Here is a 15072-nt window from a genome sequence, read left to right as displayed (position 1 = left end):
CATGAAATCTTGTGATTTACCTGATACTCAAAACAACCTAGATACTCGTCAAATTATTATTGATAGAGTGGGTATTAAAGATATTTCACATCCGATTACGTATATAGATCGTGAAGGTAATAAGTCGCCAACGGTGGGTAATTTCACCATGACAGTAACACTACCTGAAAATGTAAAAGGTACGCATATGTCGCGTTTTATTCAGATTTTAAACGAAGGACCGTGCGAGTTTGATAGTGGTAATTTTGGCAAGATTATTGAGAAAGTTCGTGATCGATTAGAATCTGAAACGGCGCATATTATTTTAGATTTTCCATTTTTTCGAAAGAAAAAAGCCCCATCATCAGGTGTTGAATCAATGATGGATTATCAAGTGACTTTATATGGCTCTCTTGACAAAGGTGTTACAGAGGTGATGATGAAAGTGGTGGTACCAGTGACCAGCCTTTGCCCTTGCTCGAAAAGTATTTCAAAATATGGCGCACATAACCAGCGCTCTCACATTACCATCAAGGCCAAGGCGACCGTTGGAAAAACTTTGTATTTAGAGGATTTGATCGATCTTGCTGAGACAAAAGCATCCTGTGAATTGTATGCCATTCTAAAGCGAGAAGATGAGAAAGTTGTGACTGAAAGAGCGTATGATAACCCTGCATTCGTTGAGGATTTAGTGCGTGATATTGCTGTGGATTTGAATGCCAATAACAATATTGATTACTACCGACTTGAGTCAGAAAATTTTGAATCAATTCATAATCACTCAGCTTACGCATTAATTGAAAACCAGAAATAAACGATAGCCAAATCATGAAATACAATACTGACAATTTAAGAATTACCTCAAGTGCGCCAATTATGGCGCCTAATGATCTTATGGGGCAATACCCTTTAAGTGAGCAGGGTTCAGTCGGTATTTTTCAAGCACGCGAAACCATTGCTAATATTTTAATGGGTCAAGATAAGCGCCTGATGGTAATCGTTGGGCCTTGTTCTATTCATGATTCTGTTGCTGCGCGTGAATATGCAAAAAAATTAGCCACATTACGCGAAGAGCTTAAAGAAGATTTATTTATTGTAATGCGTGTGTATTTTGAAAAGCCACGTACCACCATTGGTTGGAAGGGCTTAATTAACGATCCCGATCTAGATGAAAGCTTCAATATTGACAAAGGGCTGCAAATTGCCCGTCATTTGCTTACAGATATTGCTGACATAGATATGCCAGTTGCGGTAGAGTATCTTGATCTTATCACCCCACAATACATCTCTGATTTAATTTCTTGGGGTGCTATTGGTGCGCGTACTACCGAAAGCCAATCGCATCGTGAATTAGCCTCTGCCTTATCTTGCCCAGTGGGCTTTAAAAATGGCACGACTGGCTCACTGAGAATTGCGATTGATGCGATTAAATCAGCTTGCAGTCCGCATCATTTATTATCGGTTAATAAAGAAGGTGGCGTGAGTCATTACACTTCCTCAGGCAACGAAAGTACACACATTATCCTGCGTGGTGGTTCTGACGGTACTAATTACGAAGAAAAGCATGTTGACAGTGCCTCAGAGCAACTATTAAGCGAAGGTTTGAATCATCGTGTCATGGTTGATTTTTCTCATGCCAATAGCGAGAAGCAATTTAAAAATCAACTGAAAGTAGGCGCAAATGTCGCAGAGCAGATTGCATCGGGTTCTGACAAAATATTTGGCGTGATGATTGAGTCGAATATTAACGAAGGCAATCAAGCGATTGGACCTTTAGATTCGCTTGAATATGGCGTTAGTGTCACTGACAGTTGTATTAACTGGGAAGATACTGAAACTTTGCTTAAAATGCTGGCACAATCTGTACACACTAAAAATACCTAAGTATTTGATTTAACACAGCTTTACTGGTTTAAATTTTTTCTAAAATTCCCATCTTATTTACACATTTTTAGTGTGATAATTCAGCCGTTTAGGGTACAATAAAAGCTCGTTTAATTAAGCAATTTTTTGTATGTCAGATGATACGTTGAACACTGAAAGTCCAGAAGTTTTCGAGCCGAATTTCCCAATCGTTACTATTGAAGATGAAATGCGTGATTCCTATTTGGAGTACGCCATGAGTGTTATTGTGGGGCGCGCATTACCTGATGTTCGAGACGGTCTAAAACCAGTTCACCGACGCGTACTATACGCAATGGACGTACTCGGTAACGACTACAACAAATCTTACAAAAAATCAGCCCGTATTGTCGGTGACGTAATTGGTAAGTATCATCCACATGGCGATACTGCTGTATACGACACCATTGTAAGAATGGCGCAACCATTCTCAATGCGTAATATCTTAGTAGATGGTCAAGGTAACTTTGGTTCGGTTGACGGCGATTCAGCAGCAGCCATGCGTTACACAGAAATCCGCATGACCAAACTCTCTCATGAGTTGTTGCGCGATCTTGAAAAAGATACGGTTGATTACAATGATAACTACGATGGCTCAGAATCAGAGCCAAGCGTTTTACCAACTCGCGTGCCAAACCTTTTGGTTAATGGCTCATCAGGTATTGCCGTGGGTATGGCTACCAACATCCCGCCACATAATTTACGTGAAGTGGTTGAGGCTTGTCTAAAAACAATTGACAATGAAGATGTTACGATTGATGAATTATTGAGTGTTATGCCGGGCCCAGATTTCCCAACCGCGGGGATTATTAATGGTGCTAGTGGTATTCGCCAAGCCTATGAAACCGGCAAAGGCAAAATTTACCTTCGATCGGTGTCGCATGTAGAAGGCGAGGATAAGCAAAGTATTGTGGTCACTGAGCTGCCTTATCAGGTTAACAAAGCAAGATTAATTGGCAAGATTGCAGAATTGGTTAAAGATAAGCGTGTTGACGGTATCACCGGTCTTAGAGATGAGTCTGATAAAGATGGTATGCGTATGGTGATCGAGCTGCGTCGTGGTGAAGTGCCAGAGGTAATGCTTAACAACCTATACAAGCTCACCGAAATGCAGACTGTATTTGGTATTAATATGGTGGCGATTGATAAAGGCATGCCTAAACTGATGAAGCTTAAGGATATCTTAGAAGCGTTTATTGCACATCGAAGAGATGTGGTGACGCGTCGATCTATTTTTGACCTAAACAAAGCGAGAAATCGCGCTCATCTTTTGGAAGGTTTGTCAGTAGCACTGCACAATATTGACGACATTATTAGGCTAATCAAAACAGCACAAAATCCAACAGAAGCCAAGGCGGCTTTAGTAGCAAAAACTTGGCAAGGTTCGGTCATTAAAGAGCTTATTGGTGATCGCGATATGGCCATGTTTAAGCCAGAAGATCTACCAGCTGAACTAGGTTTGCAAGCTAGTGGTGATTATCAGTTATCAGATAAGCAAGCACAGGCCATTCTTGATCTTAAGCTTCATCGTCTAACGGGTCTTGAAAAAGACAAGATATTTGACGAATTCAATGAATTATTAGAGCGTATTAAATACCTGCTTGATATTTTGCAAAATCCAGATCGTCTTATGCAAGTGATTCGCGATGAGCTAATTACCATTCGTGATGAGTTTGCAACTGCACGAATGACTCAAATTATCGAACATAAAATTGATCTGACTCTTGAAGATCTGATTGCTCAAGAAGATCGCGTGGTTACTTTGTCACATGGTGGTTATGTTAAGGCACAATCACTCAGTGATTATCAAGCTCAGCGTCGTGGTGGCAAGGGTAAGGCAGCTACCAAAATGAAAGATGAGGATTTTGTTGACCAGCTATTTGTTGCCAATTCTCATGATACTGTCTTGTGTTTTTCTTCTGCAGGTAAGGTGCATTGGCTTAAGGTTTATGAGTTGCCAATGGCATCTCGAACCGCTAAAGGTAAGCCAATTATTAATTTATTACCACTAGAAAAAGACGAAGTAATTAACGCCATCTTGCCAGTATCTGAGTTCAGCGACGATCAGTTTGTCTTTATGGTGACTAGTAGTGGAACGTGTAAGAAAACCTCGCTAACAAATTTTGCCCGTCCGAGAAAAGGCGGTATTATCGCCATTGAACTTAGAGATGGCGATAAGCTAGTTGGGGTTGAAATTACTTCCGGTGAAAACGATATTATGTTGTTCTCTGCGAACGGTAAATCGATTCGATTCAAAGAGGCCGATGTACGTGCAGTCGGTCGTACCGCCATTGGTGTTCGCGGCATGAAATTGGTTAATGACGAGATCGTCTCTGCGATTGTGGCAGATGAATCAAGCCCTATTCTAACAGCTACTGAAAAAGGCTATGGTAAGCGTACTGAGCTGGAAGAGTACCGCTCTCAAGCACGTGGTGGTTCGGGTGTTATCTCGATCAAAACCTCTGATCGCAATGGCAAGGTAGTAGGCGCTATTCAAGTGACTGACGAAGATGAAATGATGTTGATTTCCAATAAAGGCACATTGGTTCGAGCTCGAGCGGCTGATGTATCGGTTATTGGTCGTAATACTCAAGGTGTAACACTCATTAACATTTCTAAAGGAGAGAAGTTAGTTTCTGTGGCAAAAATTGCTGAAACAGAAGATGATGATTCTGACACACAAGAGATGTCTGAAGAATCGTAAAACTTCTTTAAAGCCATCTCATCGAAATGCCACTTAATTAAGTGGCATTTTTTTTACATAAATAAATGGTATTCTTAGGCAGGAGGCGGTTTAGTATTAAAATTTTCGATTTTTTTTTAATAAATTTATAATAAAAGTTAGTGAATTAGCGAGGTAATAGTCATGACAATAACAATTTTTCAAAGTTTCTTGGGCTGGAGTTTGGCGATTAACATTGCCGTATTGCTCAGTTGGGTGTTGGCCATTAAGTATGCACATGATTACGTGTATCAAGTGCATACTTATTGGATATCTATTACCAATGAAAGTTTCAACAACATTCATTATGGCGGAATTGGCCTGTATAAATTATTGATCGTTGTCTTTAATTTAGTGCCTTATTTTGCCTTGATGCTAGTTAGCTAAACTTGGTGTTAATGTTCTCGAGTAGCTGAAAATACTAGATTTGGATGACGCTCCATAGTGAGCTGCAGGTTCACCATAGAAGGCGCTAGGTAGGTAAGCATGCCTGCTGAATCGATCGCGACATTATTACCCGCTTTAGCCTTTAATTGTTCAATATCTTTATCATCCCCTGTGACCCAACGAGCAGTGGCCACAGCAATAGTTTCAAACTGACAATCTACGCCGTATTCATATTTGAGGCGGTGAGCGACAACGTCAAATTGTAAAATACCGACAGCACCCAAGATTTGTGAGCTATTAATAATTGGGCGAAAGACTTGAGTGGCACCTTCTTCTGAGAGCTGGTCTAAGCCTTTTTGTAGGGCTTTGGCCTTTAGAGGATCTTTGAGTTGAGCACGACGAAACAGCTCGGGTGCAAAATTAGGAATGCCTTTAAACTCCAATTTTTCACCCTGGGTGAAAGTGTCACCAATGCTAATGCCACCATGGTTATGAATACCGATTACATCACCAGCATAAGCCACTTCAGCCGAACTACGCTCGCGCGACATAAAGGTAACCGCATTGGCAATCTTAATTTGTTTGCCCGTGGCAACTTGCAAAACCTTCATACCTTTTTTGTATTCGCCGCTAACAATGCGCATAAAGGCTAGGCGATCATGGTGTTTGGGATCCATGTTAGCTTGAATTTTAAAGACAAATCCGGTGAGTTTGTTTTCATCAGGTGTTACTTCGCGAACATTTGACTCTCTATTTTTTGGGGTTGGTGCATACTCAATAAAGCCATCGAGTAAATTTTGAATACCAAAGTTTGAAATGGCTGATCCAAAAAATACCGGCGTTTGTTTGCCGGATAAAAACGCTTCTAAATCAAATGGCGTGGTGGTTTCACTAATGAGCTCTACCTCGTCGCGCATTTCGCTTGCAACATCAGTACCAAGAATATTATCCAGCTCTGGATTGTCAACACCTTCAATAATAATATTCTCGCCAATCTCAGAGTTCTTACCCGTTTCGTATAAGTAAACTTTATCTTCGAGTAAATGTACTACGCCTTTGAAGCGCTTACCCATGCCAATCGGCCAGGTAATAGGCGCACACTCAATATTTAAGACAGTTTCAACCTCATCCATTAAATCAATTGGCTCTTTGCCTTCGCGATCAAGTTTGTTGATAAAGGTGAGAATAGGTGTATCACGTAGGCGACAAACTTCCATGAGTTTGATGGTGCGCATCTCGACACCTTTGGCGACGTCAATCACCATTAGTGCTGAGTCAACCGCGGTGAGCGTGCGGTAAGTGTCTTCAGAGAAATCCTCGTGTCCTGGTGTATCAAGTAGATTGATGACGTGATTGTCATACTCAAATTGCATGATGGATGAGGTGATGGAAATACCTCTTTCTTTTTCCATTTCCATCCAGTCAGACGTAGCGTGGGTACTGGCTTTTCTGGCTTTAACACTACCCGCTGTTTTAATTGCACCCGCATATAAAAGTAGTTTTTCAGTGACGGTGGTTTTACCCGCGTCTGGATGAGAAATAATCGCGAACGTGCGGCGTTTAGAGACTTCAGACATAGTTAGTTTTTAGGGTTAATAATTAATTCAACACCTGCTTCATCAAACATTTTTTGCGAGAGTTGAACGCTTTCATTCCAGTTATCAAGTTCTTTAGATTTTTCAACCACGACCTTTTTAATGCCTACCTGAATGATACCCTTGGCGCATTCTGAGCAAATTGGCAAGCCGTAGACATAAAGCGTGGCACCATCAAGAGAAGTGCCGGAGTAGGTGGCATTGTAAATGGCATTCATTTCAGCATGAACAACCAACTGGTATTTAATGTCGCGGTTATTGTAGCGTTCATCGCTATCATTAATGCCACGAGGAAAGCCGTTAAATCCTTGAGATAGCACCTCTTTTTTGCTGCCAACAGTCACTGCACCCACTTGAGTGGACGGGTCTTTTGACCAAGTAGAAACCTCTTTGGCAAGTGCTAAATAACGCTGATCCCATTTATTCATCTGTGTATTTTAACGTATCTTGATCGAAGCAAGACTAACGAGTACTAAGATTAAGGTAACCATCCAAAAGCGCACAATAATTTTAGGCTCTGACATGCCTTTTTGCTCAAAATGATGATGAATAGGTGCCATTAAAAAGAAGCGTTTTTTGGTACGCTTGTAATAAGCTACTTGGATAATTACAGAGAGAGTTTCGGCGACAAAAACACCGCCCATAATAAAGAGTAAAATCTCTTGACGTAATAAAATAGCGATTACCGCCAAAATAGCACCTAGTGCTAAAGAGCCTACATCACCCATGAAGATTTCAGCAGGGTAAGTGTTAAACCATAAGAAGCCTAGCCCAGCACCCACAAGCGCACTACAAATGACGAATAGTTCGCCAGTGCCAGGCATGAATGGCATATTCAGATAGTTTGAAAAATTGTAGTTGCCACTAATATAGGCAAATAAAGCTAAAGCACTAGAAATAAGAATGACCGGCATAATGGCAAGTCCGTCTAGTCCGTCTGTGAGGTTGACCGCATTGGAAGAGCCAACAATAACAAGGTAAGCTAGTAGTAAAAACCCGATAAGGCCAAGCGGCATAGTAACATCCTTAACAAAAGGAATCAGAAGTTCGGTTTGAATGGGGTCGGTTATGCTTAAGGCTATCCATAGTCCAATCACCACAGCACCAAGTGATTGACCAAGTATTTTTTGGCGAGAGCTTAGCCCATCCGAGGTTTTACGTTTGATTTTGAGATAGTCATCTGTAAACCCAACGGCGCCAAAAATAACAGCGGTAGCGAGCACAATCCATAGATACAAACTAGACCAATCGCCCCATACCAGTGAACTAATGATAAAAGAAAAAAGAATCATGACGCCGCCCATAGTTGGCGTGCCTGTTTTACTCAAATGTGATTTTGGACCATCAGCTCTAACCACTTGACCAATTTGGTATTGATGTAATTTATTAATAAAATAGTGCCCCAGTGCAAGGCTAATTAATAAGGCAGCCAACATGGCCAAGACGGCTCTGAGCGTTAGGTAGTTAAGAACGCCAAAACCAGGATCAAGTTGTACTAAAAGAGCGAGTAATTCTAAAAACATAATAAATTATTAGATGTCGTTAATGGAGAGTAGTTCTAGCTTGAAAATTAAAATAGTCTCTGTAGATAAACTGGCACGTTTGCTATCGCCATAAATTTGATAGTAAGGCGCAATCAAAGTGCGTTTTTCACCAACTTTCATGGTTAAAACTGAGGTATCAATAATACTGATAATGGAGCCAGATCCTGCAGCAAAAGGCAAAGGCTCTCCAGCTTGGCGCATATTAGTGCCATCATCTAGATCAATTGAAAGGCTAACTTTGACTAAGTCACCTTGATTGGGTGTATCACCACCACCATTTTGATTAACCTCTACAAAATAACCTTGATCAGTGATTTTTGCCTGTGGATAGTTGGCAGTTGCAAATGCTAGAAATTTAGCCTTTTTGGCGGCAATTTTTTGTTGCTCTTTATTGGCATATGCGGCATTTTCTGCCTTAAAGGCTGCTTCATCCGTTTTGAAATTTTGTGCTTTTTCACCAACACGAATAATTTTTACTTTGCGGATAAAATCGTCTTGCTTAATTTTATTAACCACACTCATACCTTTAACCACATTGCCAAAAACCGTGTGCTTGCCGTCTAGGTGTGGGGTTGCCAAATGAGTAATAAAAAATTGCGAGCCGTTGGTATTTGGGCCAGAATTTGCCATGGATAAAATACCCTCGCGATCATGCGTTAAATCGGTAATTTCATCGTTAAATTGATATCCTGGACCACCCGTACCATTGCCCTTTGGGTCACCTCCTTGAATCATGAAATTATCAATCACACGGTGAAACTTTAAGCCATTATAAAAAGGTTTGCCAGTTTGAATATTTGAGTGTTTTTTACCCTCGGCCAAGCCCACAAAATTAATAACCGTTAGCGGGGTTTTTTCAAATTCAAGTTGAACAATAATATCGCCTTGATTAGTATGCAGGTTTGCATACAAACCATTGGCGAGTTTTGCTTGAGAGGAGAGCGATATTAACGTGACTGAAAGAAGGATAAATAGACGCAACATAAGGGTATTTTTACTAAATAAAGACAGTCATTGATGATACCTCAAAACACAATAAAAATAAGGGTAACAATACGGTAAAATATCACTTAATTTATAATTGCTTTATTACCAGGAAATAAGAATGTCTTTACTAATTACAGATGAATGTATTAACTGCGATGTTTGTGAGCCAGAGTGCCCAAATGATGCAATTTATATGGGCGATGAAATCTATGAAATTGATGGCGACTTATGTACTGAGTGTGTTGGCCATTTTGACGAACCTCAATGTGTTGAGGTATGTCCAGTCGATTGTTGTTTGCCAGATCCTGCACGCGTAGAAACGGAAGAGGAATTACTCGCTAAACTAAAATAATAATCATTTATCCAAAAAAAAGCGACCTATCAAGGTCGCCTTTTTTGTTTGTCTTTTTAGTTTACTTTTCTAAAGTCGCCTTGAGAGCAGCCAAACATAAAGTAATGTTTTCTTTTCTCGAAGAGTGGCCCATTAGGCCAATGCGCCATACTTTACCTGCGTAAGCGCCAAGTCCTGCACCAATTTCTAAGTTGTAATCATTTAATAGTGTTGCGCGAACTGCGACGTCATCCACACCTTCTGGAATAAAGACCGAGTTAAGCTGTGGTAGGCGATCAGCCTTATCAACTAAGAAATTAATACCCATTGCCTCAAGACCATCTCTTAATTCTTCATGATTTTTTTGGTGACGAGCCCAAGAGTTCTCTAGCCCTTCTTCTGAAAGCATCACTAAAGATTCGTGCAAGCCGTATAGTGTATTGACTGGTGCAGTATGGTGGTAAGTACGCTTGGCACCTTCACCCCAGTAACCCATAACCAAATTTAAGTCTAGGAACCAAGAAGTAACCGCTGTTTTACGGTTTCTAACTTTGGCTAATGCGCGTTCATTAAAACTAACAGGTGAAATGCCAGGCATCGCAGACAAACATTTTTGCGTGCCCGAGTAAATCGCATCAATTTCCCACTCATCTACACGTAACTCACTACCTGCTAATGACGTTACTGCATCTACAATCGTAATACAATCATTTTCATGGGCAATTTTACATAGGGTTTTGGCATCAGATTGTGCGCCAGTCGAGGTCTCTGCATGAACAAAAGCTAGAATTTTTGCATCTGGATTTTCTTTGAGTGCTTGCTCAACTTTATCGGTTGATACGGCAGAACCCCAAGCATCTTCAACCACAATCGCTTCGCCACCAAAGCGGGTAATGTTTTCCTGCATACGCATACCAAAGACGCCATTGATACACACCACTACTTTGTCACCTGGCTCAACCAAGTTGGCAAAACAAGTTTCCATACCAGCAGAGCCTGGTGCTGAAACTGGCATAGTTAGCTCATTTTCAGTTTGAAAAATATATTTTAAACCTTCTTTAGTTTCGTTCATCATGCCGACAAAAGCAGGGTCTAGATGGCCAATGGTAGGGCGAGCCATGGCTGATAAAATTCTAGGGTGTACGTCAGAAGGGCCTGGACCCATTAAGGTTCTTACAGGTGGGTTAAATGATTTCATGGTTTCTTATTGTTTAAAAAGTTTAAGTAGGCTATTATAATTGCTTGTACCTAGTTTGGTATTCAATTATCTCGCGCTTTAGCTATGGGTATTTAAGCCTAAGTGACTGAAAGTAAAAAATAAGGCAGGGTAAGTAGGATGATAAATATGACAGATTATTTTAATAGCAACTACCCTAGTATTGATGCGCTGCGTATAAAGGCAAAACAACGTATGCCAAAGTTTGCTTTTGAATATTTGGATGGCGGTTGTTTTTCTGAGATAAACTTGCAACGCAATACGCAAGATATTAGAGATATTCAATTGCAGCCATATTATTTGCGTGACTACCAAGGTACAAGTCTTAAGACCGAGCTATTTGGTGAAACTTATGATGCGCCTTTTGGCATGGCACCGATTGGTCTGCAAGGTTTAATGTGGCCAAAATCTTGTGAAATTCTAGCGCAAGCTGCTGTTGATCATAAACTGCCTTTTATGCTTTCTACAGTTGGTACAGCAAGTATTGAAACCATTGCAGAGATTACAGAAGGTAAGTTTTGGTTTCAGTTATATCATCCGGTGGAAGATAAGCTTCGAGATCAACTACTAGAACGCGCGTGGAATGCAGGTTGTCGTACATTGGTTATTTTGGCAGACACCCCAACATTTGCCTATCGCCCCAAGGAAATTAAAAACGGATTATCCATTCCACCCAAAATGACCATTAACAATATACTGCAAATGTGCACCCATCCAACTTGGTCTTTGTCTCAGCTGGCAGCAGGCACACCAGAGTTTAAAACTATGAAATCCTACATCCCCAAAGGTCTAAATATAAAACACTTGGGTATGTTTATGAATAAAACATTTTCAGGGCGCCTGACTGAAGACAAGATTAAAGCCCTAAGAGATGCCTGGAAGGGTAATCTCGTCATCAAGGGTATTGTTAATCCTGAAGAGGCAAATTTGGCAGTTGAACTTGGGCTTGATGGCCTGATTGTTTCTAATCATGGTGGGCGCCAACTAGATAGCGGCCAATCCACCATTAATGCACTTGGTGGACTGCAAGCGTATAAAGGAAAAATAAAAATAATGATGGATTCTGGTTTGCGTTCAGGGCCTGATATTGCCAATGCATTAGCAACTGGTGCAGACTTTACCTTTGTTGGCAGGGCGCCAATGTACGGTGTGGGAGCACTTGGAAAAAAAGGGGGTAATCATACCTTTACAATGCTTAAACGCCAGTTGCAGCAAGTGATGGAGCAAGTTGGATGCGAACAAGTAAGCGACTTTCCAAAACACTTAATCAAGCCATAAATTGATTATAATTTCTAAACATGAAAGTGGTCAATGAATTATTAGATAAATTACCCAAAGATATTGTTTTAATCGGTGAGGAAAATACTCGTCCATTTGAATGTGACGGATTAAGTGTTTATCGACAAAAGCCTTTGGCAGTTGTATTGCCAGAAACAATTGAACAAATTAAGCAGGTTTTAAAAATCTGCAAAGCGCACAATACACCAGTGGTTACTCGAGGTGCGGGCACAGGTCTTGCAGGTGGCGCGATGCCTTTATCAGAGTCGGTTGTTTTGGGTTTATCAAAGTTAAATCAAGTTAAATCTATTGATGCTAAAAAACAATTAGCCGTGGTGGAACCCGGTGTCAGGAATATTGCCATTAGTGAGGCAGTGGCTAGCCATGGTTTGTATTATGCACCTGACCCTTCTAGCCAAATAGCCTGTAGTATTGGTGGCAATGTGGCGGAAAATTCAGGCGGCGTGCATTGCTTAAAATATGGTCTAACTGTGCACAATGTTGAAGCTGTTAAAATTTTAACCATTGATGGCGAGGAGTTGGTTTTATCTAGAGATGATCAGGGTTTGGGCTTATTGGCGCTGATGAATGGCTCTGAAGGTTTGTTAGGGGTTATTGTGGAAATCACCGTTAAACTCACGCAAACACCAAAACTCGCCCGAGTGGTGATGGCTGGGTTTGATAGTGTGCGTGATTGTGCCAATTCTGTTGCGGACATTATTAAAGCGGGCATTATTCCAGCAGGGCTTGAGATGATGGATAGTTTCGCCATTGAAGCGGCAGAGGGCTTCGCCCAAGTAGGCTACCCATTAGATGCACAAGCATTATTGTTGTGTGAATTGGACGGCTCAGAGTCTGAAGTTCAGGCAGAACTAGAAGTAGTGCTCAAGGTTTTATCTGGTGCATCTAGCATCAAGGTGTCAAACAATGAAAAGGAGCGCTTAGATTTGTGGAAGGGGCGTAAGTCTGCCTTCCCTGCTGTAGGGCGCTTATCTCCTGATTATTACTGCATGGATGGCACTATTCCGAGACGCCATTTGGCTGACATGCTGGAAAAAATTAACGAATTATCAAAAAAATACCAACTCAGAGTGGCCAATGTTTTTCATGCGGGTGATGGTAATCTTCACCCATTGATCTTATATGATGCCAATATTCCAGGCGAGCTTGAAAGAACCGAAGAATTTGGTACTGAAATTTTAAGATTGAGTGTGGATATGGGCGGCAGTATTACTGGAGAGCATGGCGTGGGCGTTGAAAAGCTTGATGCGATGTGTCATCAGTTTAATGCCAAAGAATTAGAAATTTTTCATCAGATTAAAGCCGCATTTGATCCTTTGGCATTGCTTAATCCTGGCAAGGCGATTCCTGAGTTGCATAGATGTGCAGAACTAGGTGCAATGCATGTGCATCACGGGCAGTTGCCCCATCCTGAGTTGGAGCGGTTTTAATGTCAACTAATATTGCAAAATTACAAGAAGAAATTAAAGCCTCTGATGCACTGCATATTACGAGTGACTGGCTTAATCATACGGGCATTGAAGAATATTTTTCAGAAGAGTTGGTACTCACAGTAAAAGCCAGTACACCTATTGCTGAAATTTGCGATGTGCTGGCTAAAAACGACCAAGTTTTGCCATTTTACATTGAAGATAAAAATCAAAGCATTGGCGCTGCTTATGCTAACGGTGCACAAGATTTATCTGACAGTGTTTTAGGTGTGCAAATTATTGACGGCTCAGGTGAGTTGTTAAATTTTGGTGGACAGGTGATGAAAAACGTTGCAGGTTATGATGTAGCACGAATGCTGGTTGGCTCAAAAGGGCAGTTGGCAGTGATTACCCAAATTAGCTTTAAAGTGATGCCTAGTCAGTATGTGGGCCAGCTTAAATCTCGCCCTAAGACTGTTCAGCGCTCAGCACTACGAACAGAAATTGAGGCTCGCTTAAAAACTGTGTTTGACCCAAGAGGAATATTTAACTAATGCAAACACATCAAATTGCTAATTTTAAAGCTAATGAGATTATTCGAAAATGTGTACATTGTGGTTTTTGCTTGGCTACTTGCCCAACCTATCAGCTGCTCGGATCAGAGCTTGATTCACCCCGTGGGCGTATTTATTTGATTAAGTCCTCGCTTGAAAAAAATGAATTTTCTCAAGAAAGCATTAAGCACCTGGACCGCTGTCTTACTTGTAGATCTTGCGAAACAACCTGCCCCTCAGGAGTTGAGTATGGCAAGTTGGCTGATATTGGTCGTGAGTTTGTTGAGCAAAAGCGTCCAATCTGGCAAAAAGTCATGCGTTATTCTGTGCGTAAATTGCTAACCTCGCCACTGCTTTTTAATCCCATTGGGCGAATAGCCAGACACTCAAAAAAACAAGGAAGCACATTTAAGCCAAGTGCTAATAGCAAAAAAGTTTTGTTGTTAGGTGGGTGTGTGCAGCCTGTGCTGGCGCCTAATATTAACCATAGTATTAAAAATATTTTGGCAAAATTAGGATTTGAAGCAATTGAAACCCCGCAAAAACAGTGTTGTGGTGCAGTGGATCAACATCTTAGTGCTGATCAAGATGCAATGATCAAGATTAAGAATAATATTGACGCCTGGTTAGAGTTTGATGTGGAAGTCATTATTTCTAGTGCCAGTGGCTGTGGGCTAATGGTGAAAGATTATGACTCCATGTTTAAAGAAGGTGATGATTATTATCAAAAAGCAAAAGCCATCTCTAGCAAGACCCAGGATATTGCTGAATTTTTATCAGATAAAGATTTTAATCTACTAAATTTAGAAAAAGCCAATATTTCTTATCATGAGCCATGCACGCTGCAACATGGGCAAAAATTAGCAGGTTTGGTTAATTCTATTTTACAAAAACTAGGCTATACGCCAGCGCCAGTAAAAGATGCTCATCTTTGTTGTGGCTCGGCAGGAACCTACTCTATCTTTCAGCCTGATCTGTCTAAACAATTAAAAAGCAATAAAATGAATAATCTTTTAGCATCCGCTCCAGAGATGATTGTGACAGCAAATATTGGTTGCTTAATGCATTTGCAAAAAGACAGTAAAATTCCTGTTAAACATTGGGTGGAATTATTGGATAATCAGACCAATTAATTAGCCAAAGAGTG

The 15072-nt window shown here is 40.8% G+C and carries 14 protein-coding genes; 9 read left to right on the top strand and 5 right to left on the bottom strand.

The genetic code is table 11. The features are described from left to right. The first annotated feature begins 1 nt into the window (after position 1). From folE2 to SP60_RS01515, 4 genes are all read left to right on the top strand, one after another. On the top strand, positions 2-793 hold the full coding sequence (gene folE2 / locus SP60_RS01530; protein WP_053950963.1) for a GTP cyclohydrolase FolE2: 792 nt from the start codon (positions 2-4) through the stop codon (positions 791-793). A gap of 14 nt (positions 794-807) precedes the next feature. Further along, positions 808-1863, top strand: coding sequence for a 3-deoxy-7-phosphoheptulonate synthase (locus SP60_RS01525; RefSeq protein ID WP_053950962.1), 1056 nt, complete (start codon positions 808-810; stop codon positions 1861-1863). 130 nt (positions 1864-1993) lie between these two features. Next, positions 1994-4585: a DNA gyrase subunit A gene (gyrA, locus tag SP60_RS01520; RefSeq protein WP_053950961.1), complete on the top strand. Its 2592-nt coding sequence runs from the start codon at positions 1994-1996 to the stop codon at positions 4583-4585. A gap of 162 nt (positions 4586-4747) precedes the next feature. Next, positions 4748-4990, top strand: a complete 243-nt coding sequence (locus tag SP60_RS01515) for a DUF6868 family protein (protein ID WP_053950960.1) — start codon at positions 4748-4750, stop codon at positions 4988-4990. Positions 4991-4998: 8 nt separating this feature from the next. On the opposite strand, the gene SP60_RS01510 is transcribed toward SP60_RS01515, so the two are convergent. From SP60_RS01510 to SP60_RS01495, 4 genes are read right to left on the bottom strand one after another with little or no spacing between them, the layout of a single operon-like run. Beyond that, entirely contained in the window at positions 4999-6567 is a 1569-nt protein-coding gene (locus tag SP60_RS01510; RefSeq protein WP_053950959.1) for a peptide chain release factor 3, read from the bottom strand. 2 nt (positions 6568-6569) lie between these two features. After that, entirely contained in the window at positions 6570-7013 is a 444-nt protein-coding gene (locus SP60_RS01505) for a deoxycytidylate deaminase (protein WP_053950958.1), read from the bottom strand. 9 nt (positions 7014-7022) lie between these two features. After that, complete coding sequence (gene mraY / locus SP60_RS01500) at positions 7023-8108, bottom strand: phospho-N-acetylmuramoyl-pentapeptide-transferase (RefSeq protein ID WP_053950957.1); 1086 nt, start codon at positions 8106-8108, stop codon at positions 7023-7025. Between the two features lie 9 nt (positions 8109-8117). Further along, positions 8118-9113: a peptidylprolyl isomerase gene (locus SP60_RS01495; RefSeq protein WP_053950956.1), complete on the bottom strand. Its 996-nt coding sequence runs from the start codon at positions 9111-9113 to the stop codon at positions 8118-8120. A 121-nt stretch (positions 9114-9234) separates the two neighbouring features. Here SP60_RS01495 and SP60_RS01490 point away from each other — a divergent pair, with 121 nt between their 5' ends. Next, a complete protein-coding gene (locus SP60_RS01490) occupies positions 9235-9468 on the top strand; it encodes a YfhL family 4Fe-4S dicluster ferredoxin (protein ID WP_053950955.1) in 234 nt (77 codons plus the stop codon). Between the two features lie 61 nt (positions 9469-9529). On the opposite strand, the gene SP60_RS01485 is transcribed toward SP60_RS01490, so the two are convergent. Then, a complete protein-coding gene (locus tag SP60_RS01485; protein ID WP_053950954.1) occupies positions 9530-10645 on the bottom strand; it encodes a pyridoxal-phosphate-dependent aminotransferase family protein in 1116 nt (371 codons plus the stop codon). A gap of 147 nt (positions 10646-10792) precedes the next feature. Between SP60_RS01485 and SP60_RS01480 the strand changes: the two genes are divergently transcribed. Genes SP60_RS01480 through glcF form a run of 4 tightly spaced genes read left to right on the top strand, consistent with a single transcriptional unit; the run spans position 10793 to position 15058 of the window. After that, complete coding sequence (locus tag SP60_RS01480) at positions 10793-11941, top strand: alpha-hydroxy acid oxidase (RefSeq protein ID WP_053950953.1); 1149 nt, start codon at positions 10793-10795, stop codon at positions 11939-11941. Positions 11942-11961: 20 nt separating this feature from the next. Then, positions 11962-13392, top strand: coding sequence for an FAD-linked oxidase C-terminal domain-containing protein (locus SP60_RS01475; RefSeq protein ID WP_053950952.1), 1431 nt, complete (start codon positions 11962-11964; stop codon positions 13390-13392). Next, positions 13392-13925: a glycolate oxidase subunit GlcE family protein gene (locus SP60_RS01470; protein WP_053950951.1), complete on the top strand. Its 534-nt coding sequence runs from the start codon at positions 13392-13394 to the stop codon at positions 13923-13925. Before SP60_RS01475 ends, SP60_RS01470 begins: the two co-directional genes overlap by 1 nt. Beyond that, positions 13925-15058, top strand: coding sequence for a glycolate oxidase subunit GlcF (glcF, locus tag SP60_RS01465; protein ID WP_053950950.1), 1134 nt, complete (start codon positions 13925-13927; stop codon positions 15056-15058). The genes SP60_RS01470 and glcF overlap by 1 nt, the downstream gene beginning before the upstream one ends. The last annotated feature ends 14 nt before the right edge of the window (positions 15059-15072 follow it).

It is taken from the genome of Candidatus Thioglobus autotrophicus, from assembly GCF_001293165.1.
Classification (GTDB): domain Bacteria; phylum Pseudomonadota; class Gammaproteobacteria; order PS1; family Pseudothioglobaceae; genus Thioglobus_A; species Thioglobus_A autotrophicus.
The sequence above is the reverse complement of the archived record's forward strand: the minus strand, read 5'-3'. Positions and strand labels throughout refer to the sequence as shown.